Below are 20,893 nucleotides of genomic sequence, written 5' to 3'. Positions count from 1 at the left end.
CTGCCGCAGCGGTTGTAGGTCATTCCATCATATCTTGCGTCTGCTGCCTGATACATATACTCTTTCCTTTCCTACTCCCGTCCAGCCTCTGCCTGAACCTCGCGGATAGCTGCGTCGATCTGTGCCTCTACGGATACCGGCTTCTGGACCGGTGCTTCCGGCTGCTTCTTTACTTTCTGTACAGTCAGCGGCATATTAACGCCCAGCGGATTGAGAACGATGCCCTTTGCCTCCTCCGGGAGTACCTGAGCCAGCTTGAGCGCATCTACGACAACCGGGCGGAATTTCTTCTCACGGTTGAAACGCTGGAACTCGATCACATCCGTAAAGATCGGCTGGAAAATATCTCCGCTCTTTAATTTAACCAGCGGAATGCCATTTCCTTCCTCTGGAAGCGGCACGATATAGCGGCCCTTCGTGAAGTGCGCGCCGATCTCCTCCTGTAAATCGTTTAATTCCGGCGTAATCTCCTGATTTGGCTGACGGCGCAGATCCTGCATATAGTAAAGCATCGTCAGGTGCAGCTCCGGGTTCTCCACCCAGACTTTTCCATTCTTGCTCTCCTCCGGGTCTTTGCGTCTTACAAACTCGGTCAGCTGAATCATCTTCTGCTCCTCGCCCACGTGTACCTGAATAGCATTGACACCCATCGTGTAAAGGCTGGTATAGAAAAGCAGAAGGCTCTTTCTGTCTACCTTCGCGATTCCTACCGGAATCTGCTGCTCTGCCAGCTTCTGTGCGCCTGCCTTTGCGCCCTCTTCGTCCGTAAACAGCAGGATGGCATCATCCATTGTTTCCGGATCACAGTATACATACGGCTCTTTCGTACATCCGGAAAGAATGGCATATAAGGAATCTGCCTCTCTTAACTTCTGTGCGAAGATATCCGGCTCCTGTTCATTCGTATTTGTCTGCTTTGTCTCGTTTTCCATCCGTCTAATCTCCTTTTTATTGAATCGTCATCAATGCCTCAAAATCAGCCCGTGCAAATCGGTGGTAAATCGTGTGCCCCATCTCCTCACGGATGCAGTAATCATATGCATCGATGCTGCTGTCTGTAAAATAAATGACATAATCAAAATCCATGCCGTCCGGCATCTGCCGGCACTCATACGCGCCGAATTTTTCAAACACAGCGGTAATCTCTTCCTTTGTGCAGGCGTGCTTTTCCCGAAACAACTGGATCAGCTCTTTTAAAAACGGCGGTTCCGGCACCTGCTCATGGACATACTCCACAAAATCCGGCGGGATCGTAAAGACGATCCGATCGGCGTGGATCCGAATCTGGGTATCTCCCATTTTCTCCTTCTTCGCCTCCAGCTCATGCCGTATCTTCTTCGCCAGCTCCCGGATATCCGTCTCCTGCATCTCCAGCATCGCATTCAGGGAAGAAAGCGGATAATAAAGGCGCATCGTCTCCCTGGCATAACCAAGTTTTAGCTGCGCCTCTTTGATCTGATCCGTCATATTTTGAATTAAAGCTTCCAGTTTCATGTCATACTCCTGCCTCGGAAACGAAACCTCCGTCCCCGGCATCTTTATTGGGTCGATTGAATCATTGATAAGTACCTTTTTCACAATCTCTCTCATTATAACAATTTACCGAAAATGCGTCAATATGCGGATATTTGCTTTTTCGGTTTCTGTTCACGCATAGTTACTGGGCACGTATACGTGAACAGTGACACGCATATGTGCCCAGTAACAGACCTCTACAAATAGCAGGTCGTAAAATGCGCCTCGCCCTCGTCATCCAGATCCATGAGCATGTAGCTCGGGCGTCTGCCCTCCTGGCGCGGAAACGAAAGACTGCCCGGATTCAACACAGTCAGATCCCCGCGCCGCTCCAGATACGGCTTGTGGGTATGTCCAAACATCGCAATCTGCACGCCGCGATCCTGTGCCTCATCGATCAGACGCTCCGTCCCAACCGATACGCTATAAAAATGACCGTGGGTCAGAAATGCGCGGTATTTTCCAATCGAAATCTCCTTCTCGCGGTCCAGATGGGAGAAAAAATCATTATTTCCCAGCACCATATAGACTTCGCAGTCCGGGTTCTGCTCCTTACACCACGACGTAATCATGTCCTCACTTCCCTCGGCGTCACCCAGATGAATGAACATGTCAAACGGTGCTTCATTCTGGATGACTTCCAGCAGATTACCATCCCGACGGTGGGTGTCGCTTGTAATTAATATCTTTTTCATCACTCGCCAAGCGCCTCCTTCAGCGCATCCTTCATCCGCTCCAGCGCCTTGCCCCGGTGGCTGATACGGTTTTTCTCCTCCATCGTGAGCTCTGCTGACGTTTTGCCGTACTCCGGCAGCCAGAGAATCGGATCATATCCAAATCCGCCGTTTCCAGCCGCTTTCTTTGCAATCTCGCCCTCCATCGCCGCTTCTGTGTGAAGCACTCTGCCATCCGGCAGCACTGCCGCGATATTGCACATAAAACGGGCGCTCCGCTCTTTTCCTTTTGCATCCTTCACGCGCTCAATCAGAATCCGGTTCTTTTCCTCATACGGTGTGTCCCCTAAATACCGCGCTGAATAAACGCCCGGCTCGCCGTTTAAATAATCTATCACCAGTCCAGAATCATCTGCCAGCACAATGCCGCCCGTCTTCTCCCAGACTGCCTTCGCCTTGATCTCTGCATTCTCGCGGAAGGTGGTTCCATTTTCCTCGATCTCGCCTTCAAATCCAGCCTCGCGCATCGTAACAATCTCACGGTTTAAATCCTTTAAAATCTCACGGATCTCTTTCAGCTTTCCCGCATTTCCCGTCGCAAATATAATTTTCTCGCTCACTTTTCCTCGCTCCTTTATCCTCAAACATCATGGCTTTTCATATCCCGACATTCCGAATCACCGTTCTTCAAAAACGGCTTCCGCCATACCTTCACATCCGTGCCAGCAATCAATTCTAGGAATCCACATTCCTCGTATACGCTTTCAAACACACATTGCAGTTTTGCTCCGTCTCCACGCGCTCCCAGGAGGAACCGCGGTAACTGATATAGCCTTCACCGTCGCTTAAATCGACCGTCAGTCCCTTATCCGGCGAACTGTACTCGATCGCCACCGGATGAATCGCTCCCGGCGTCGTGATCTCGACAATCACGGCAAACCGTTCGCCTGCCTCCAGCGTCACCGTCTTATCCAGCAAAACCGTATAATATCCGGCGTTCGCAACCTCCCCGGAAGCCACCTTTCTGCGCCGCCCGAACTGAGAGCTGCCCTCGGCGTCCGTCACGGTATATACCTGATACGATGTATTTTCCCCGGTTGCATAGAAGCCGACTGCCTCCAGCTCTTCTTTCTTCTCTGCCGTATAAATATTGGCAAAAAATGCCGATTCTTTTCCGTAACCAAGCTGCCCGACCCAGCCGCACAGATCTGTCTGGTAAATGTGGTCGTAATTATCTGCCGACTCGATTCCAGAATAGAGAATGTTGTGGATCCCAATATTTGTATCATAGTAGGACACGTAAAAATACCCATCGTCCCCAAATTCGCCACCCCAGCTGTTGGCGCAGATAAACGCGCCATCCCCCTCCGGCGGCTGGTTAAAATTATCTCTCGAATAGTGGTCATCCCAGCCGATGATCACAACGTCATGATTTGGCTTCTCATCGCCATTATACCAGTACGCCCCTGTCTCTTTCCGGTAATAATGCGTGTCGTCGCGGTCACTGACCATCGCCGTATACAGGGAGCTCTGAACGCCTCCGTACAGATAAACCGCCCGTTTAACCGCCTCATAATCCTTCTCCGGCAACACCTGTATCTCCTGCACATGACAAGCAGGGCTTAAACCGTCAGGCGAATAGCCGTCGCCGTATGGATCCTCTTCTTCCAGCACCGGCCCCTGCCACGCCAGCAGATACGCCATCGACATCGTATACTCGCCCCCGGCATTCTGTGAAAAATGGAAGCTGTTCCGGAGGGACATATGATCCTCCGAAAAGCTGACATTCCACTCCGGCCGGACACGACTTTCCAGCGCCATCACCGATGCAAACGCCCAGCACGTTCCGAGACTCCCCTGGTTTTTAACCGCCGGTGCCCGGCCAGCCTTCCGGTAATCATAGGATTCCGGCAAAAACGTGGCTGGATCCTCTGACCCGGTCAGTTCCATTTTCCGGTTCTCTGCATCCCAATTTTCTTCATAGGAAAATACCTCCGTCACCGCCTCAAGCGGCACATACAGGATTCCATTTTCCCACTCTGGGGGTGCTGCAATCGTCTGGCTCTCCTCCCCAAGCAAAAGTTCCGGGCTTCCGACCGTCATCTCCGCATGAGTATTGCCGCGCTCCATCACAAGCCGGTTTCCATCGTAGAGAAGCGCCGCACAGGAAAGCGCGTCCGGCAGCATCCCATACGGTATCATAAACTGCCCGTCCTGCGACATTCGGAGGCTTCCAAGCTGCGGATCGACCATTGTTCCATCGACTTCCAGCGTGATCGGGCTGTCATTAATCTCCTCGGCCATCTGCTCATACCACTCCGGCTGCCACTCGGCGCTCTCCTCCGTCTTTTCCACCTGTTTCGGAATATGAATCAGACGGTTCTCGCGTACCAGAAATCCCAGCAGAAGCACCAGAAGCGCCCCATAGAAAACATTACGCTTCAACCTGATCCCCCGTTTTTCTTCTCGGCGGCTTCGGACCCATAAACTGATAATAATACGTCTTCATCATACCATTGTAGATTTTCCGGTTCTTGTCCGCTTTCCTGCCAATATAGCGCTCTGCGTCCTCATACGCGGTAATCAGGTACATCGACCAGGAATCCAGCGCCTTAAACCGTTCACCGATCGTCTTATAGAGCGCTGGAAGGTTCTTTTTCTCCTCGATACGCTCGCCGTAAGGCGGGTTTGTGATAATAAAGCCATATTTCTTCGGATGGCTCAGCTGCGCCACCGGGCGCTCCTGGAAATGAATCATGTGATCCACTCCGGCTCTCTCCGCATTTTCCCGCGCCGCCTTGATTACCTCGCCGTCAATATCGTAGCCCTGAATGTCTACCTTTACGGTATCATCCACCATCTCAGTCGCTTCATCGATCGCGTCGTACCAGCATTTCTTCGGAATCAGGTTTGTCCAGCTCTCCGACAGGAAGGAACGGTTCATGCCCGGTGCCATATTTGCCGCGATCATCGCCGCCTCGATTGGGAAAGTACCGCTTCCGCAGAACGGATCGACCAGAATCCGGTCCGCTTTCCACGGAGTCAGAAGAATCAGCGCCGCTGCCAGTGTTTCCGTGATCGGCGCCTTACTCGTCATCTGACGGTAGCCGCGCTTGTGCAGCGACTCGCCGCTCGTATCGATACCGACTGTCACCTGATCCTTATAGAAAAAGACGCGCAGCGGATATTCATTGCCCGTCTCCGGCATCCGGTTCAGATCGTAATATTCCTGCATATGACGGGCAATCGCCTTTTTCATAATTTTCTGGATATCTGACGGGCTGAACAGCTTACTCGAAATAGACGACGCCTTTTTAACCCAGCATTTACCGTCCTTCGGAAGATATTTCTCCCACGGAATCGCACGGGTCGCCTCAAACAGCTCGTCAAAGGTCACTGCCTTGAAGCTTCCCACTTTTAAAAGGACGCGCTCCGCCGTCCGTAGAAAAATATTCGCACGGCAGATCGCCTCCGCATCGCCGATAAAGGTTACGCGGCCATTTTCCACCTCGGTAACCTCATAGCCCAGATCCACTACCTCTTTTTTTAACACTGCTTCCAGTCCAAAATGACAGGGAGCAATCAGTTCATATCGTTCCAATCTTTTTTCCTCTTATCTCTCTGTGGATTCATTGCCAAATCATTTCATGCAAAGAACCCTTTTATTTTCATTACAGTCTTTACCATTTTTATTCTAGTTGACTGGTCTGCATCTGTCAATGAAAAGCCGCGGCAAAAGTGTCTATCTCAGGCTGCACTGATACTTTCCCTGATAAAAGCGGTAACCGCCGCCCAGATTATAAACCTCATATCCCATCCGGTCATACCAGCCGCACACCAGAAGGCTTTCACTCCCCCGCGCACAGTAAAACAGAAGCGGACGTTCACCTGTAAGTGTCTGCCGGTTATCCTGAAGCCATAAAAACGGAATATTTTCCGCCTCGCAGAGGTGAGACACATTATATTCTTCCGGCGTCCGAAGGTCAATCAGCCGTCCCGTGTACCCTTGCTCCAGCCACGCGTCCAGATACCGCACCGGTATGGTCTGATACATCCGTCATCCCTCCTCATTTTATACAAAAACGGTTTCTGACAGAACCCGATTTCTTTTTTACCTCTATGTAATATTAATATATGCTTTGTCCGGCGGACAGGTGTCAGAGGAGATGCGGCAGCCTCTTCCATTGGCTAGAAAACGAACAAATGCCGGGAAACGGTGGATATTCCGCATTCCCGGCATTCACTATTTTTTCTCTTATCTACCTGTCTAATCAGTCACAATCGCTGTAATCATCCTCTGTCTTGTCCTGATACTGGTTTTTAGAGCTATTCCTGGAACGGTTCTGGCTCTGGTTCTGCATGCGGTTCTGGCTCTGGTTGGAACCATAATTAGAGCTGTTCTCGGATGCATTTTTGCTGCTGTTTTTCTCGGCACTGTTATCATAGTTGCTGTAACTGTTTTTGCTTGACATAAGTCATTCCTCCTAAATTCCTGCCCTGTCAGGTTTTCTACGTGTCGGTTCCGGCTTCCTGTGAACAGCCGCTTAACCGTCACTTTCTTGTTACAGGTCTTAGTATGGAATTTTACTGCGAAAGTATGCAGGGTAATTCTTACTTTTTATGCCAGTAATATTTTTTTGTTTCATCGGACGCAATTTCCTATGAAATCAAAAAACATCTGCATCCAACCCTTTTTTCATGAAAAGGTTCCATGCAGATGTTTCGTAAATTCATTCTTAACCCAGCACGTTCACAATCTTAACCGGTGTGCGGTAGTTCCATGGGGAAGTCTTGATGCCGGTCCTTTCAGTTGAAGCATGTACCACTTTGCCGTCGCCGATATACATCGCTACATGGTTGATACCTCTTCCGCTTCCGTAGAAAATCAGGTCGCCCGGCTGCATCTGGTCAGCGCTGATTGCTGTACCCTGCTTGGACTGGGAAGTTGAAGAACGGTTCAGGCTCACACCGGCACCGTGCTGCATCACATATTTCGTAAAACCAGAACAGTCAACCCCTGTGTGCGGGTCGCTGCCGCCAAATTTATAACGTCCACCTACAAACTGCAGTGCATAATTGACTAACTGCTCTCTGGTCGAGAGATTGCTCTGCTCTGCGACAAATGCATCTGCGACTGCAGCTGCTTCCTCTGCCTTGCTGAGCATAACGCTACTCTGAACCTTCAAATAGCCTTCCATCTCACCGGCCGCTACCTTGATCCAGCTGTCATCTGCCTTTCCAACTACGTCATAGGACTCGCCCTTTTCAGCCATCGCTACTACTTCTGAGTTTTCATCCTCATCCGCATAGATCGAAAGGTCTGCTGCCACGGTTGCCACCATGTCGCTCTCATAACCTGTAGACGGCCCCGCAAAAGCTGCCTGCGCGCTGCCAATGGTCAGCATTGAGCACACGCATACCATACTGAAAAGTTTCTTTGTTCTATTTAAATTCATGCTTCAAAACTCCTTAATTAGATTTTGTGATTCCCGCAGATATTGCTGAAACAAAAGAATCGAGTCCCAATCGCTGTGGTGTTATCTATCGTTCTAAATGTTACATAATTATTAAATCTTATTACATTGTTATTATATTTTCTTTTCTTTTCGTTGTCAAGGAAATGACGGATCTTTTATATTTATTTAAGATTTTAATTTCCGACAAAAAAGCGCAAAAATACAGGGAATTTCAACCATATTGGGACAAAATATTTTTGCCCCAGGCTGCCGAAATGCCCTGTATTTTCAAGTGTTTTTTATATCATCTCATATATAATGCAAATCACGATTCTGAAACATATTTCATAATTCTAAGATTCTGTCTCTGGCAAAATTTTATTTTTCACCAGCCGTGTCCAGCGTAAACCAGAACTCCACACCGTTCTCATGGTTCTTCACACCGCACGCCTTATGGTGCATCTCCATGATCGCCTTGACGATCGAAAGCCCGATGCCGCTGCCGCCATATTCCCGCGTTCTCGCCTTATCTACCTTGTAAAACTTCGTCCAGAGGTGCGGAAGCGCTTCGTCCGGGATCGGATTTCCCGTGTTAAACACTTCCACGCAGACCTCTTTTCCATCGCGCCGGTGGTCAATCCGGATCTGAATCTTCTTCTCCCCGCCGCCCACATGATGAATCGCGTTCGTCAGATAATTGGTGATGACTTCCTCTATTTTAAATTCATCGCCCATGACGTAGACCGGTTCCTTCCCGTCAAAATCCACAGTCAGCTCATTCTGCTTAAGCAGCACACCGGAAGAAGAAATCACACTGGCAATCAGCTCCGTCAGGTCAAACCGCTCCACAGACAGCCGTTCTCCGCCAAATTCCAGCGCCGTCAAAGTCAGAAGCTGGCGCACCATCCGATTCATTTTCCCAGCCTCGTCCATGATAACGCCGCAGTAATAATCGCGGTTCTCCTTGTCCTCCGCCATGCCCTCGACGAGTCCTTCCGCATAGCCCTGAATCAGCGCGATCGGCGTCTTTAACTCATGCGACACATTCGCGATGAACTCCTTACGCATCTCATCGATCTGCACTTTCTCGTCAATATCCTTTTTAAGCTGTGCATTCGCCTCTTTCAGTTCCCCGATCGTTGTCTTGAGGCGCTCCGAAAGCACATTCATGCTGTTTCCAAGCGTATCAATTTCCTCCGTCGAGCGGCGGCTTGTCTCATAGCGGGCATCAAAATCCAGGTTCGACATCTTTTCCGACAGCTCCGACAGCCGTTTGATCGGCATCGTAATGTGCCGGGTAATAAAATAAATCAGAATACTTCCCGCCAGAATTACCACGATTCCAACAAACATCAGAAACCGGTTTGAGATAGCCGCGCTCTCATGGATGCTCTCCATCGGCATCGTCATGATGAAAATGGTCGCATTATCCGAGAAAAATCCCCAGCTTTCCAGATAAAACGTCTTGCTGAGCGGGTCAAACGTCTTCTGAATCATGTAGTTGTCATATTCCCGCAATACATCCCGCTTCGCCCCCGCATGACCGACGATATAGCGCCGCACCCGGTCACGCATGACTTCCACATCCCGCGCCGAGGAGACGAGTGTCTGGTCACTCTCGCTGTCATATAAAAGCAGGGAAATATTCGACCGGTCACGCAGCTCGCGGATCACATTTGCCAGCCGGACACCGCCACTCGAAGCTTCCTCCCCATCCAGTGCATCCGCCGATGCATCCTCCGAGTCATCCTCCAGCACCACCGTGTCACCTTCCGCATATTCCCCCAGCGCATCCTGTGTCTCAGCGCCAGCCCTATCACCAGTTCCATTTTTACCAGACTGAGCCGAACCGCCATCCGCACTGTCCATATCAGAACTTCCATCTTTCGATTTCTGGTACTCTTTCCAGCCCGAATTCAGCTCCGCCTGTGCGTCCTCCAGCGAACTCTCGCCATTCCGGACCTCATCCTGGATAATCGCGTCAATCGCCCTATATCCCTTTTCCAGCGTATGAATCTTATAATTCTGGTAATATCCGGACAGAAACCAGTTATTGATACACCAGATAAGCGCGATTGCAACCGTCATCAACCCGGCAAATATGATTGTAAATTTCCATCGGACCGAACGTTTCATTCGCTTACCTCAAATTTGTAGCCCATGCCCCAGATCGTCTTGATGTACTCGCCTTTCTCTCCCAGCTTACTCCGAAGCTTCTTCACATGCGTATCGATCGTCCGCGCATCGCCGAAATAATCATAATTCCATACATTATTCAGAATTTTTTCTCTCGAAAGCGCAATTCCCTGATTCTCTGCAAAATACGTCATCAGCTCAAATTCCTTGTAGCTTAAATCCACCGGTTTTCCATCCACGCTGACCTGATGTGCCGTCTTATCAATGTGGATGCCGCCCACATCGATCACATCCTGGCTGCCGCCGTTGCTGCGACGCAGGATCGCCTCCACACGTGCGACCAGGATTTTCGGACTGAACGGTTTGGAAATATACTCATCCACGCCCAGATTAAAGCCCTGCAGCTCGTCGCTCTCCTCGCCTCTCGCCGTCAGCATGATGATCGGCACCTGCGAATACTTGCGGATCGTCTTCACAACCTCCCAGCCGTCCATCTTCGGCATCATCACATCCAGAAGAATCAGCGCAATGTCCTTCTGCTGGAAAAACAGATCCACCGCCTCCTCGCCGTCCCCGGCTTCCAGCACCTGATACCCTTTAATCGAAAGGAAGTCCTTCACCAGCTTCCGCATCCTCGCCTCATCGTCCACGACCAGTATTTTAATCTTATCCATAAAATCTTCACCTCATTTATTTTACTCTGCCGTGTATGACAGAACCTCTTTCCACGCTGTCATATCCTGATTACATTCTCAATCTGTCTGTATTTTAGCAGATTCGGGTGGGAGATTCCATAGGTTCACAAAAGATTCATAGTTTCTACCACATATAGAAAAGAGAGTCCTTTTCCATCCTCCTGGGCTCCCCAATGCAAGCAATTTATATATTCAGTTGCCAAGGACAAATGGAACTTTTTCATCTCACACGCAAAACAGGACCGTCCGACGAAATCCAGTATTTCCCTGCATTTCTCATCCAGCCCTGTCTGCTTCTATTTCACAGTCTTCTCAGGCTGTTCCATATCTTATATTTTATTCTTCAGTTTTCTCCGCCTCTTCGCTCTCAACCACGCCAATCGAAAGATCCTGCAGCTGTTTCGGATCAACCTGAGACGGTGCTTCCATCATCAGGCAGGAAGCATCTTTTACCTTCGGGAATGCGATAACGTCACGAATGCTGTCTGCGCCGACCATCAGCATAACCATACGATCCATACCGTAAGCCAGACCAGCGTGCGGCGGTACTCCGTATTTGAATGCGTCTAACAGGAAGCCGAACTGCTCCTGTGCTTTCTCCTTCGTGAATCCAAGAACCTCAAACATCTTCTCCTGGATGTCTGCCTGATGGATACGGACAGAACCGCCGCCCATCTCGGTACCGTTCAGGACGATATCGTATGCTTTTGCACGTACCTTGCCCGGATCGGTATCGATCAGCGGAAGATCCTCTTCCATCGGCATGGTAAATGGATGGTGCATAGCTACGTAGCGATCCTCTTCCTCTGAATATTCAAGCAGCGGGAACTCGGTTACCCACAGGAACTTGAAATCATCCTTCTTTAAGAGGTCAAGCTGTCTAGCGATCTCCAGACGTAAGTTTCCAAGTACATCAAATACAACTTTATCCTTGTCAGCTGCGAACAGAAGCAGATCGCCCGGCTTACCGCCCATAGCAGCCACCAGTGCATCCAGCTCTTCCGGCTTCATGAACTTGGAGAAGGAGCACTTGTAGGTACCGTCCTCATGGATTGCCAGATATGCAAGACCTTTTGCACCAAAGCCTTTTGCGTATTCAACCAGCGCATCGATCTTCTTTCTCGGCATAGCGCCCTGTCCTTCTGCGTTGATACCGCGGACAGAGCCGCCATTTTCCAGTGCACTCTTAAATACAACGAACTCGCAGTCTTTTACTACATCCGATACGTTTTTCAGCTCCATGCCGAAACGCAGATCCGGCTTATCGGAACCGAAACGATCCATTGCCTCGCGCCAGGTCATACGCTGGATCGGAAGCTGCAGATCGTAATTGCAGATCTCCTTGAAGAGCTTCTTTAACAGACGCTCATTGACATCCAGGACGTCCTCAACGTCAACGAAGGAAAGCTCCATATCGATCTGGGTAAACTCAGGCTGACGATCGGCTCTTAAGTCCTCGTCACGATAGCAGCGTGCCAGCTGGAAGTAGCGGTCATATCCAGAACACATCAGAAGCTGTTTTAACAGCTGCGGAGACTGCGGCAGTGCATAGAAGCTGCCCGGATGTACACGGCTCGGTACCAGGTAGTCTCTCGCGCCCTCCGGAGTACTTTTAATCAGAGTCGGAGTCTCAATCTCAAGGAAGCCTTCCTCTGCTAAGAATGCACGGGTCAGGATAGCCACGCGGCTTCTTGTCATCAGGTTTCTCTGGATATCCGGACGTCTCAGATCCAGGTAACGGTATTTCAGGCGAAGATCCTCTTTGGTTTTGGAGTTCTCCTCGATCGGGAACGGCGGTGTCTCAGACTCTGCCAGAATGCGGAGGTAATCCGCGCGGATCTCAATCGCACCTGTCTTTAAGTTTTCATTTACTGCACCGGAACGTGCCTCTACGCGTCCGGTTACGGCGATAACGAACTCACTTCTCAGCTTTTCTGCCTTTGCAAAGCTCTCAGCACCGCAGTCAGCTTCCTCGAAGATCAGCTGCAGGATACCAGAACGATCCCGCAGATCCACGAAAATAATGCCGCCTTTATTTCTGCTCTTCTGAACCCAGCCCATAACGGTTACTTTTTCACCGATATTGGCAGTTCCCAGCTCGGTACAGCGATGGGAACGTTTCAGTCCTGCCATAGATTCTGCCATGATAGTATTTCCTCCGTTTATTATAGTTTTATCTGAAAAATTCAAAAACTGAATCACTTCAAACTGTCTTTGTAAAATTCCACGATCTCCTCGTAGCCGTCCTTCGCCAGCTGCTCCTTCTGGAATTTCTTGTTCTTGTTCATCTGTGCGACTGCCACGCGGGTGCCGTTAGCGCGCTCTTCCTGTGCTTTCTTTAAAACGGCACGGAACTGCTCGCCGCTTAAACCTTTCTCATACAGGAATGCTTTCTTGCCGGCTGCCTCCGGTACTTTGAAACCGGAATCCATCAGGATCGTGATGATACGCTCAAAACCGATGGAGAATCCGCACGCCGGTGTATCGACGCCGGTAAATTTGCCGATCAGCTTGTCGTAACGTCCGCCGCCTGCAACCGAGCCGCCGAAGCCTTCCATGGAAACCTCAAAAATCGTTCCGGTATAGTAGCCCATGCCGCGCACCAGCGTCGGATCAAATTCAAGACCGAATTCGATGTCTGCAACCGCTTTAACTGTCTCCATGATCGTTGCCAGATTCTCTGCCTTTGCCGGATCCATCACGCCGGAGAGCTTCTCGCCCAGCGCGCGGACGCCTGCCGCATCGTTCTGAATCTCTGCCAGAAGTCCGGTGTATTTCTCAACCGCCTCTGGCGCATAACCTTCTGCAAGCAGCTCTTCGCGGACACCCTCCAGACCGATCTTATCCATCTTATCGAGAATGATAAATACCTTATCGGTCTCATTTTCCGGGAATCCGCTGTAATCTGCCATGCCCTTTAAGATCGCACGGTCATTGACGCGGACAGTGTATGCCTTGTCCGGGCAGATGCGCTTCAGCGCCTTGGTAAGCGCCAGAATCTCCTCGATCTCAGCCAGGTTTGTCGCATCACCTAAAATATCGATATCACACTGTACAAACTGACGGAAACGTCCCTTCTGCGGACGATCGGCACGCCATACGCTTCCGACCTGCAGCGCCTTGAACGGTGCTGATAAATTAGCAGAATTGTTTGCATAATAACGGCTGAGCGGCAGAGTTAAGTCATAGCGGAGACCACCGTCTACAACATCTGCCTCTGTCTGTGCTGCCTCGACGTTCAGCTTCTCGCCTCTCTTTAAAATCTTGAAGATCAGCTTCTCATTGTCGCCGCCCTGCTTGCTGGTCAGGTTCTCAATGTGCTCCACGCACGGAGTCTCGATCGCCGAGAAGCCGTATCCGCGGTAGGTATCTTTGATGATATTCAGCACATAATCCCGGATCTCCATCTCGCCCGGAAGAATATCCTTCATGCCTGTAACTGGTTTTTTCTTTAAAGCCATGTGTCAAACTCCTTCTATGTCTTTCTGCGACCATATTTCCCGCGCAAAGAAAACTTCACTTTTCCATGCTGGAAACTGGATTTTTATGTTTCTCTGTTACAAAGTGTTTTTCTGCATCTGACACCCTGTATCTGTGAATTTTTCGTTTTTACTCTCTTCGTCCAAGCAGCTTCTCTTTCCGCCCGATCATCTCATCGATCCGGTCGATATACTGCTCAACTTCCTTGACGTTCTCCGCCCTCTCAATCCGGTTTTCTGCCGGGAAATAAACCTTGGTGGTCGTTCCCGCACCGCAGGCGGCGATCGTCTGTTTTTCCTCCATAATCAATATATTATAGAGACATTCCTTGCCCGGAACCGCATAACCGACATTTTCAAAATTGCCCGCCATATTTTTCTGGCGGTAGAGATAGTACGGTTTCAGTCCCATCTCCTCGGCATACTGCGCGGTCAGGTCAATCATCTCCTGTGTATTGACAATCTTCAGATTTCCGTAGCGCTCCTTATAGATATTCAGGCGCGCCGCGCGCTTGATCGCCAGCGAATGCACCGTCACGCTGTCCGGTCTGAGTGCCTTGATCTCCTCCATTGTCTGGCGAACATCGTCGATCGTCTCCTCCGGCAGACCCACGATCAGGTCCATATTGATATTGTCAAATCCCAGCTCCCGCGCCAGCAGGAATTTTTCCTTCACATCCTCCACCGTATGACGGCGTCCGATGAGGTCAAGCGTCGCCTGCTTCATCGTCTGCGGATTGATGGAAATACGGGAAATGCCGTGATTCCGGAGCACCTGCAGCTTTTCGCGCGTGATGCTGTCCGGACGTCCCGACTCAACGGTAAATTCAACTGCCTGTTCCACCGGGAATAATTCTTCCACCTTTGTCAGGATCTCATCCAGATCCTGCGGATTTAACGAGGTCGGTGTGCCGCCTCCAAAATAGATGGTCGAAAGCGGGCGATCCTTCATCTGCTCCGCCACATATTCCATTTCCTTAAAAAGCGCCTCTTTGTAGAGGTCCATCCGTTTTTCCCATTTCACAATCGGAAACGACGTAAACGAACAGTACAGGCAGGTCGTCGGACAGAACGGGATTCCCACATACAGGCTGTACCCATTCTCATAATCGATCGTGGACAGCAGGCGTCTCTCGCGCTCCGCCACGTCGATGCTCAGATCGATCTTTTCCTTGCTGGTGAAATACGTCTCGCGCATATAGGTCTCGATCTGCTCGTCCGTCCATCCATCATACAGCTTCGTGAGCGCAATCTTCGTCGGACGGATGCCGGTAAGCGTCCCCCACGGAAGCTCTCTGCCGGTCTGGGCACTCAAAAGACGGTATAACGTCTGTTTGATCTCATTTTTCGTCTCAAAACGGTTGGAAAAATCCGGATAAATCAAAGCAAAGTGAACGGCTTCTTTCTTCACCGGCGTCACATCCAGGGAAAACGAGTTTCCGTCCCGGACTCCCCGCACAATCAGCTCCGCCTCCCCGGCTTCCTCTTCCTTGTGCGTAAATGTCTCGCCCGGATAAAATGCCATCAGGAGCTCACGGATATCCTGTTCAAAGGACGCGTCATTTAACAAAATCGCTATCATGCTTCGCGCCCCCTGTATCCCGCCAGCGGATTGTACTGTTTTTCGTCGGCGATCGTCGTATATCCCATGTGTCCCGGATATACATTCGTATCATCCGGCAGGTTCAGAAGGATATCTGCCACCGAATGAATCATCTGACGTCCGCTTCCAGTCGGGAAATCGATGCGTCCGTAAGAACCTTCAAATAAGGTATCTCCCGAAAACAGCACCTTCTCTGATTTTACATAATAACAACAGGAACCTTCCGTATGCCCCGGTGTATGAAGCATCTGGAACGTGTAGCCCGCTGCCTCGAACGTCTCTCCATCCTTCAAAAGCATATCCGCTTTCAGATGCAGACCGCCGCCCTGAAACTGGACGGACAGGTTCTTATCCGGATCCGCCAAGACCGCCTGCTCCTGCTCACAGGCATAAACCGGCACGCCCAGATCCCGTCTCAGCTCTTCCATCGCCGTCACATGGTCAAAATGTCCATGAGTCAGCAGAATCGCCTTGGCCTTCGCTCCGGTCTGCGCCAGTGCATCCTCGATCCGCGCCGCCTCATCGCCCGGATCGACAATCACAGCTTCCTTCGTCTCCGGATGCACCGCAATATAACAGTTCGTCTGGACCATTCCCACGATCAGCCGTTTTATCTCCATCTTTTCCTCCTAATAATATGTGAAACTTTCACAGGGTGTAAGTACCTGTGAAATATAGAGAGAACCGCTTATCCGGCAGTTCTCTCTATATCTAATACTCCTTCAATCTGTCTGAGTTTATCAGATAATTTATTTAATTCCTCAATTCCGTGGATATCGAACGTCATGACGATCGTCGCCTTGCCCTGCTTGCTTGTACGCACATTCATCGAGGTAATGTCGATCTGGCGCTCGGTAAATACCTTGGAAATATCCACAAACATGCCGATGCGGTTGTTCGCATAGATCTTGATTTCGGTGGAGTATTTTTCCGTGCCCGTCTGTGCTTCCGGCTGCTGCCACTCGGCTTCAATCAGGCGCTCACGCTCTTCCTGCGGCAGATTCATCACATTGATGCAGTCCGTCCGGTGGATCGAGATACCGCGTCCCCTTGTGACAAATCCGACGATCTCATCGCCCGGAACCGGGCTGCAGCACTTCGAAAAACGAACCGCCAGATCGTGGATTCCCTTGACAACGATACCGCTCTTCGACTTCCCGGCTGCGATCACCGGAACCTTGTTTCCATCCGACGCCATGTTATCGAGGATCGTCGTGTCGGTTACTTCCTTCTTTAACTTCTTGTTGCGCTCATCCAGCATCTTGTTGATGACCTGTCCCTCTTTGAGGGCGCCATGTCCGATCGATGCCAGAACGGAATCCCAGTCACGGTACGCATAGCGCTTCATGACCTTTTCCATATATTCCGGTTTATTTAACTCTGAATAATTGATGTCCTTCGCCTTACAATATTTATCCAGAAGCGCACGGCCGCGCAAGATATTGTCCTCTTTCAGCTCGCTCTTGAACCACTGGTTGATCTTATTCTTCGCCTGTGTGCTCTTAACCAGTTTCAGCCAGTCGCGGCTCGGTCCCTTGGAATTCTGGGAGGTAATAATCTCGACACGGTCACCATTTTTAATGACATAATCGATGTTGACCAGTTTTCCGTTGACACGGGCACCAACCATCTTGTTGCCGACCGCACTGTGGATCGAATACGCAAAATCGATCGGGGTGGAACCGCTCGGCAGGTTCTTGACATCGCCCGTCGGGGTAAAGCAGTATACATCATCCGTAAAGAGGTCCAGATCACTCTTTAAGAGACTTAAGAACTCTTTATTATCGGACATATCCCGCTGCCATTCCAGGATCTCACGCAGCCAGGAAAGCTTTGCCTCGGCGCTGTCGATCGCCGCCTTGCTGCTGCCGCTCTCCTTATATTTCCAGTGTGCCGCGATACCATACTCAGCGGTACGGTGCATCTCATAGGTGCGGATCTGAATCTCAAACGGCTGTCCGCTGCTGCCAATCAGAGTCGTATGCAGCGACTGGTACATATTCGGTTTCGGCATGGCAATATAATCTTTAAAACGTCCCGGAATCGGTTTGTACATCTCATGGATGACACCGAGCGCCGCATAACAGTCCTTCACGCTCTCCACGATAATCCGGACCGCAAAAATATCATAGATCTGATCCAGCGTCTTGTCCTGATTTACCATCTTTTTATAGATGCTGAAGAAATGTTTCACACGACCGTCTACCTTGGCTTCGATGCCCGCATCGTCCATATGTTTCTTGACTTCATCCATAATCTTATGGATAAACGCCTCCCTGGTGTCCTTACGGAGCGCCAGTTTTTCGGACAATTCTTTGTAAACCTCCGGCTGGAGATATTTGAGAGACAAATCATCCAGCTCGGTCTTGATCTTGGAAATACCGAGACGATCAGCAATAGGCGCGTAGATATCCATCGTTTCACGCGCCTTTTCTTTCTGTTTTTCCGGCTTCATATATTGAAGCGTCCGCATATTGTGCAGACGGTCTGCCAGCTTAATCAGGATAACCCGGATGTCCTTCGCCATCGCTAAGAACATCTTACGCAGGTTTTCCGCCTGAATCTCTACTTTATCGATCGTCCACGAGATCTGGGTCAGCTTGGTAACGCCGTCTACTAAAAGTGCTACCTCCTCGCCAAAGATCGCCGTGATCTCCTCCTCTGTCATGACCGTATCTTCCACAACATCGTGCAGGATACCTGCCACCAGAGTCTCTTTATCCAGCTCCAGATCCGCCAGAATGATCGCAACACAGAGCGGATGGATGATATACGGTTCACCTGATTTACGCCTCTGGTCCTTGTGTGCGTCATACGCGATCTGGTACGCTTTCTCAATCATGCTGATGTCATCCGACGGATGGTACTTGCGAATGGCGGCAATCAACTCATTATACAGTACCTCCGGACTCGTAAAATCCGCCGGCGCTTCAATTTCCTGATCCAGCTTTTTTATTTTATCCAAATTTCCCATATATGCCTCCTGACCCTTCCGTAGATAACTGAAACGCCTGCCGTTCGGAATCCGGAAAGCGGTTCACGCAAATGAAATAAAATATTATATAGAATACCCCTATTATACGAATATTTGACAAAAAATGCAACGGCAAACTATTTTGTTACTGTTCACGCATACGTGCCCAGTAACGGAATTTGCCGTGGCTTCGCATTTAAATACGGCAAATTCCTGCTGCCACCACGTTTTCTTACGACACTTTCGATTCCAAAAGTGCCTACCCGTGAACTGTTATCTATTTCCCCTCATAGGTAATTAGGGCATCCACCGCATATCCGTTCAGTTTTTCGCGTCCCTTTAAGCCTGCCAGCTCCATCACGCAGCAGATTTTTACAACCTCGCCGCCCATCTTCTCGATGAGCTTGACAATCGCCTCGGTCGTTCCGCCGGTTGCGATCAGGTCGTCAACGATAACTACCTTCTGTCCCGGTTTAATGGCATCCTCATGCATCTCCAGAACCGCGCTGCCATACTCCAGATCGTAGCTTACAGATACCGTCTTGCACGGCAGTTTGCCTTTCTTGCGGATCGGCACGAATCCCTTGTGCATCGCATATGCAACCGGCACGCCGAAAATAAACCCGCGGGACTCCGGACCAACCACGATATCATAATCCACGCCCTCTAAGGATTTCTGGATTCCGTCGATCGCAAGCTGCAGTCCGTCTGCATCCTGTAAAATCGTAGTAATATCGCGGAAAATGATCCCCGGCTCCGGGAAGTCCGGAATGCTTCTTACATATTCTTCCAGCTTTTTCATGATTTTAACCTCTTTTCTATAAATTTTGTATCTCAATTTCTCAGTTTCAAATCGCCATCCGGCTCTTTTTCCACCGTTCTTCTCATTTTTGCAGAAGTTTTCCCCTGCTTCTTCTTCCTTATATACATAGAAGCCACAATCACCGCCAGCACAAATAGCGCACCTCCGCTGATCAGCAGTCCCTCATGCAGTCCCTGCGGATAATATCTGAGTTCCACCGTATGGGTTCCCGCCTTCAGTTCCACGCCGGTAAATGCCTTCCAGACCGGACGCGTGATAGCTTCTTTTCCATCCACCGTGACCGTCCAGCCCTCGTCATACGGGATCGTGAGGAACAGCGTTCCGCCCTCGCCCGCGTCGATCGTGCCCTTCATCGCCTCCTCGCCCAATGTTTCCAGTTCAAATGGATGCTGGTTGAGGCGCTCATAGAGCGCACGCAGCCCGGCTTCGTCAAAGCGGTACGCACTCGCGTCCATGCTTCCGGCACTGTCATTGCTCTCCAGCAGAATCAATGTGCCTGCCTTCACATATCCGGTTTCCACCAGATACCCGCGTTTCAACGTATCAATGCTGCGGTCCTCCCCGCCGACATCCAGTTTAACCGAATCAATCTGACGGTTTGCGACACTTATATAATACTCCCCATCTTCCGGTGCTGTAAAGGAAAAACGATTCCCCTGCTCCTCCCCGTCCGTGAAAATCAGGCACTCCGGCACGCCCAGCACATCCGATAAATCGTTCTGGACATCCGCCGGCGAAGAAAGATCGCGCTTCCAGCCCGTTTCCACTATGTCCGGAAGGATAAAGCCGAGCGGCAGCGTCCACGGATTCTCATAGAGGTACGTGTCACCTGAAAATGCATAGAGCGACAGGCGCGGATTGTCCTGCTTGCCCTCATAGAGTGCATATTTGATTGAAAATAACGAATCCACCAGCGGCGTACTTCCCACGATGCTGTATGCGTTCGTCGAACCTTCGCAGCCCATCTGTTTGAAGAAATCCGTCACCCCGGCATTTGCCACCGATGAAAACAGAGATACGGATGGAAAATGCATCCACGAGCCATCATTTTTCGTGCGCGCATTCGTTTTATCAATCCGGTAAAATTCCGTCTTTTTGAGCGGCTCTGTCACCGCTGCAACATCCTGATTGTCTGCCACATAATCAGTCCGGCTCGTCGTCGGAATACTCGTTGCCGCCATATTGGCAAGCGCCTCCACACTTACCAGCGCCATCGCCAGAAGCGCCGCCGTGAACGCGAAATGTTCTTTATTTTGATAGAAATAAAAGACGCCCAGATACAGCAGCAGAAGCACCACTGCCACATACCAGACAACTGGCTCAAACGCATCGTCCGTCACCAGCTTTTCTGCCAGAATCACGTAGCCAATCGCGGCGGACGTTACCCCGGCAAACTGCCGTTTGGATATTTCATCCAGATATAGATACGCCCGGAAACACATCGTCAGCACCAGCGCGATATAGATAAACGACTGGCGGCACGGCAGGCTGTTCGGGTAATGGAAGCCATGCCAGATAAAATTCAGCACATTGAACGA

18 protein-coding genes are annotated in these 20,893 nt (G+C 50.3%); all 18 read right to left on the bottom strand.

Annotated features, from left to right (window positions below):
* Positions 1-71: 71 nt before the first annotated feature.
* Complete coding sequence (locus tag QVO97_RS05245; protein ID WP_022359338.1) at positions 72-932, bottom strand: SseB family protein; 861 nt, start codon at positions 930-932, stop codon at positions 72-74.
* A gap of 16 nt (positions 933-948) precedes the next feature.
* Entirely contained in the window at positions 949-1,590 is a 642-nt protein-coding gene (locus QVO97_RS05240) for a DUF3877 family protein (RefSeq protein ID WP_118524537.1), read from the bottom strand.
* A gap of 122 nt (positions 1,591-1,712) precedes the next feature.
* Entirely contained in the window at positions 1,713-2,210 is a 498-nt protein-coding gene (locus QVO97_RS05235) for a metallophosphoesterase family protein (RefSeq protein WP_107000502.1), read from the bottom strand.
* On the bottom strand, positions 2,210-2,809 hold the full coding sequence (rdgB, locus tag QVO97_RS05230) for an RdgB/HAM1 family non-canonical purine NTP pyrophosphatase (RefSeq protein ID WP_022359335.1): 600 nt from the start codon (positions 2,807-2,809) through the stop codon (positions 2,210-2,212). Before rdgB ends, QVO97_RS05235 begins: the two co-directional genes overlap by 1 nt.
* A 115-nt stretch (positions 2,810-2,924) precedes the next feature.
* Entirely contained in the window at positions 2,925-4,634 is a 1,710-nt protein-coding gene (locus tag QVO97_RS05225) for a lectin like domain-containing protein (RefSeq protein ID WP_022359334.1), read from the bottom strand.
* Positions 4,624-5,790, bottom strand: a complete 1,167-nt coding sequence (locus QVO97_RS05220) for a THUMP domain-containing class I SAM-dependent RNA methyltransferase (protein WP_022359333.1) — start codon at positions 5,788-5,790, stop codon at positions 4,624-4,626. Before QVO97_RS05220 ends, QVO97_RS05225 begins: the two co-directional genes overlap by 11 nt.
* Positions 5,791-5,931: 141 nt before the next feature.
* A complete protein-coding gene (locus tag QVO97_RS05215; RefSeq protein ID WP_022359332.1) occupies positions 5,932-6,243 on the bottom strand; it encodes a rhodanese-like domain-containing protein in 312 nt (103 codons plus the stop codon).
* A gap of 217 nt (positions 6,244-6,460) precedes the next feature.
* A complete protein-coding gene (locus tag QVO97_RS05210; RefSeq protein WP_022359331.1) occupies positions 6,461-6,661 on the bottom strand; it encodes a hypothetical protein in 201 nt (66 codons plus the stop codon).
* 264 nt (positions 6,662-6,925) lie between these two features.
* The gene (locus QVO97_RS05205) at positions 6,926-7,645 is read right to left on the bottom strand and encodes a C40 family peptidase (RefSeq protein WP_022359330.1); all 720 of its coding nucleotides are present in this window, start codon (positions 7,643-7,645) and stop codon (positions 6,926-6,928) included.
* Between the two features lie 378 nt (positions 7,646-8,023).
* Positions 8,024-9,781, bottom strand: coding sequence for a sensor histidine kinase (locus QVO97_RS05200; protein WP_022359329.1), 1,758 nt, complete (start codon positions 9,779-9,781; stop codon positions 8,024-8,026).
* Positions 9,778-10,455, bottom strand: coding sequence for a response regulator transcription factor (locus tag QVO97_RS05195; RefSeq protein ID WP_022359328.1), 678 nt, complete (start codon positions 10,453-10,455; stop codon positions 9,778-9,780). Before QVO97_RS05195 ends, QVO97_RS05200 begins: the two co-directional genes overlap by 4 nt.
* 357 nt (positions 10,456-10,812) lie before the next feature.
* Entirely contained in the window at positions 10,813-12,621 is a 1,809-nt protein-coding gene (gene aspS / locus QVO97_RS05190) for an aspartate--tRNA ligase (RefSeq protein WP_022359327.1), read from the bottom strand.
* A 53-nt stretch (positions 12,622-12,674) separates the two neighbouring features.
* Entirely contained in the window at positions 12,675-13,937 is a 1,263-nt protein-coding gene (gene hisS, locus QVO97_RS05185) for a histidine--tRNA ligase (protein WP_022359326.1), read from the bottom strand.
* Positions 13,938-14,085: 148 nt separating this feature from the next.
* Positions 14,086-15,537 (bottom strand): coproporphyrinogen dehydrogenase HemZ, encoded by a 1,452-nt coding sequence (gene hemZ, locus QVO97_RS05180; protein ID WP_022359325.1) that lies wholly within the window; start codon positions 15,535-15,537, stop codon positions 14,086-14,088.
* Positions 15,534-16,178: an MBL fold metallo-hydrolase gene (locus tag QVO97_RS05175; protein ID WP_022359324.1), complete on the bottom strand. Its 645-nt coding sequence runs from the start codon at positions 16,176-16,178 to the stop codon at positions 15,534-15,536. Before QVO97_RS05175 ends, hemZ begins: the two co-directional genes overlap by 4 nt.
* Before the next feature lie 68 nt (positions 16,179-16,246).
* Positions 16,247-18,532, bottom strand: a complete 2,286-nt coding sequence (locus QVO97_RS05170; RefSeq protein WP_022359323.1) for a RelA/SpoT family protein — start codon at positions 18,530-18,532, stop codon at positions 16,247-16,249.
* A 277-nt stretch (positions 18,533-18,809) separates the two neighbouring features.
* On the bottom strand, positions 18,810-19,334 hold the full coding sequence (locus tag QVO97_RS05165; protein ID WP_022359322.1) for an adenine phosphoribosyltransferase: 525 nt from the start codon (positions 19,332-19,334) through the stop codon (positions 18,810-18,812).
* A 32-nt stretch (positions 19,335-19,366) separates the two neighbouring features.
* The coding region (locus QVO97_RS05160; RefSeq protein WP_288189039.1) for a YfhO family protein at positions 19,367-20,893 on the bottom strand (1,527 nt) is incomplete at its 5' end.

The sequence above is a fragment of the Clostridium sp. CAG:43 genome (assembly GCF_000434655.1).
Taxonomy (GTDB): domain Bacteria; phylum Bacillota; class Clostridia; order Lachnospirales; family Lachnospiraceae; genus Otoolea; species Otoolea fessa.
The sequence above is the reverse complement of the archived record's forward strand: the minus strand, read 5'-3'. Positions and strand labels throughout refer to the sequence as shown.

Bases quoted from the DNA above. Each gene is read 5' to 3' on its own strand.
- QVO97_RS05165 (WP_022359322.1), bottom strand. From the start codon at position 19,334: ATGAAAAAGCTGGAAGAATATGTAAGAAGCATTCCGGACTTCCCGGAG.
- hemZ (WP_022359325.1), bottom strand. From the start codon at position 15,537: ATGATAGCGATTTTGTTAAATGACGCGTCCTTTGAACAGGATATCCGT.
- QVO97_RS05205 (WP_022359330.1), bottom strand. From the start codon at position 7,645: ATGAATTTAAATAGAACAAAGAAACTTTTCAGTATGGTATGCGTGTGC.
- QVO97_RS05235 (WP_107000502.1), bottom strand. From the start codon at position 2,210: ATGAAAAAGATATTAATTACAAGCGACACCCACCGTCGGGATGGTAAT.
- QVO97_RS05200 (WP_022359329.1), bottom strand. From the start codon at position 9,781: ATGAAACGTTCGGTCCGATGGAAATTTACAATCATATTTGCCGGGTTG.
- QVO97_RS05175 (WP_022359324.1), bottom strand. From the start codon at position 16,178: ATGGAGATAAAACGGCTGATCGTGGGAATGGTCCAGACGAACTGTTAT.
- QVO97_RS05215 (WP_022359332.1), bottom strand. From the start codon at position 6,243: ATGTATCAGACCATACCGGTGCGGTATCTGGACGCGTGGCTGGAGCAA.
- QVO97_RS05195 (WP_022359328.1), bottom strand. From the start codon at position 10,455: ATGGATAAGATTAAAATACTGGTCGTGGACGATGAGGCGAGGATGCGG.
- QVO97_RS05245 (WP_022359338.1), bottom strand. From the start codon at position 932: ATGGAAAACGAGACAAAGCAGACAAATACGAATGAACAGGAGCCGGAT.
- QVO97_RS05210 (WP_022359331.1), bottom strand. From the start codon at position 6,661: ATGTCAAGCAAAAACAGTTACAGCAACTATGATAACAGTGCCGAGAAA.
- QVO97_RS05240 (WP_118524537.1), bottom strand. From the start codon at position 1,590: ATGAGAGAGATTGTGAAAAAGGTACTTATCAATGATTCAATCGACCCA.
- hisS (WP_022359326.1), bottom strand. From the start codon at position 13,937: ATGGCTTTAAAGAAAAAACCAGTTACAGGCATGAAGGATATTCTTCCG.
- aspS (WP_022359327.1), bottom strand. From the start codon at position 12,621: ATGGCAGAATCTATGGCAGGACTGAAACGTTCCCATCGCTGTACCGAG.
- QVO97_RS05170 (WP_022359323.1), bottom strand. From the start codon at position 18,532: ATGGGAAATTTGGATAAAATAAAAAAGCTGGATCAGGAAATTGAAGCG.